This is a genomic window from Streptomyces sp. NPDC057302 (genome assembly GCF_042667685.1).
GTDB lineage: Bacteria > Actinomycetota > Actinomycetes > Streptomycetales > Streptomycetaceae > Streptomyces.
Map to the genome: position 1 here is coordinate 1 of NZ_JBHUZJ010000177.1, position 1,817 is coordinate 1,817.

At 72.4% G+C, this 1,817-nt stretch carries 1 protein-coding gene; it reads left to right on the forward strand.

Annotated features, from left to right (window positions below):
• Nucleotides 1–103 precede the first annotated feature (103 nt).
• Nucleotides 104–1,765: a DoxX family protein gene (locus ACFUPX_RS44115; RefSeq protein WP_383335407.1), complete on the forward strand. Its 1,662-nt coding sequence runs from the start codon at nucleotides 104–106 to the stop codon at nucleotides 1,763–1,765.
• Nucleotides 1,766–1,817: the final 52 nt, after the last annotated feature.

A 1,817-nucleotide genomic window follows, 5' to 3' on the forward strand; every position in this document is an offset into this window, starting at 1 on the left:
GCCCGGAATATCCGGGCCGGCCGCCGTCCGTTGTAGATCTTGACGCGGTCCGGACATTTCCACGCGGTCAAGGCAGTGTCCTAAACACACATCACTCGGTTAGATGAGTGTGGACACCAGAACGCCCCGCAATCCCACGGGGGGAAGCTCGTCAGGGTTCGACGAAGCTCCCGCGCTGAGCATGGTGAAAGTGCCGAGCGACCCGGCGCAGGTCATCGTGAATCACGCGAGCTTCCGCGTGCAGCTCCCCACCGCGCAGCGGACCCAATCCCCGCGTATCGCACGGCACTTGAACAATGCCGACGACACCGCGCGCATCCCCGCAGTCGGCTCCTCCGCACGGCGCCGCTCGCCCGTCGTCTGGAGCGGGAAGTCCGAGCCGGGCGACCCCGGAGCGACCGGACTCCTCCAGGCGGTGCGCGGCACCGGCGTGCGCCATTCGGCCGCAGTCGGCGGCGGCCCCTACGACGACGGAGGTGCCACGCAGGTCATCCCCCGCATCGACGTCGACGACGACGGTCTCGAGAGTACGCAGGCCACGCCTGCCGTCATCGGTCCTCGTCAGCACGGTCCCGAAACCCGGCTGATCCCGCGCATGCCGATCTCGGAAAGCGACCTCGACGAACAACTCCCCTACGGGGACGACGAGTACGACGGCGACGACTTCGACGGCGAGGACGGACGCCAGGTCGTCCGGCGGCACGGAGCCGATCCCGTCCGCCACGCCTATTACCCCGGTCGCCGCATGAACCTCGGCGTCGTGCTCCTTCCGATGCGCGTCTTCCTCGGGTTCATCTCCATCTACGCCGGCATGGGCAAGCTCTGCGACCCCGTGTACTTCGACGGCGGCGACCGCGGCTCCATGGTCAAGTGGCTCAACTCGCTGCACCCCTGGGCGCTCGCCGAGCCGCTGCGGGACTTCGCCCTCTCGCACCCGGTGGGCGCCGGACTCTGCATCGCCTTCCTGCAGATCATCGTGGGCGTGCTCACGGTGCTCGGGCTCTGGCAGCGGGTCGCGGCCAGCATCGGCGTGCTCCTGTCCGCCGCGCTCATCGTCACCGTCAGCTGGAAGACCGTCCCCGCCTACGACGCGCCGGACATCATCTATCTGGCCGCATGGTCACCGCTGATCATCGCGGGCGCCCCCGTCTACTCCGTCGACGGACGTCTCGCGGGCGAGGCCTGGCGCACGCTCGGGCCGCGCGTGGACATCTGGGAGCTGCGGCGCCGTGTGCTGCGGCGCGGCGGGCTCATCGGGGCGATCGTCGTGGGGCTCACCCTGCTGATCGGTTCGATGCTCGGCGGCGCGGTGCGCGACGCCGACCGCGTGACCGTGCCCGGACCCGGCGAGGCCCCGCGCAACGAACTGCCGGGATCGCCGCTTCCGGGGGAGCCCGGGAAGAAGAAGCAGCAGCGCCAGGGCCAGCCGCAGAGTCCCACGGCCTCCGGGACGGGGGCGCCCACCCAGGGTAGCTCCGCCAGCCCCACCCAGGGCGCGGGCGCGGCGGCCACTCCGGGCGCCGCGCGCGAGACGGCCACCGCGGGCGCGGGCCAGGGCCAGCCGAGCCAGACGCAGGGCACCACCGGTCAGGCCCCGCCCCAGCAGTCCTCGCCCCAGCAGCCTCCGACGTCGGCCACCGCGGGACCCACGTCCAGCGGCGGCAGCGGCGGCGGGGCGCCCGAGAGCGGCACGAGCGGCGGTGGCGGCAGCACGGGCGGCGGCGGCAACGACCGGCTCGTGGGCGGCCTGCTCGGCGGCGGCTGAGCCCGACTCCCGCCTGGTACGCCGAAGGGGCCCCGCACAGACACTGTGCGGG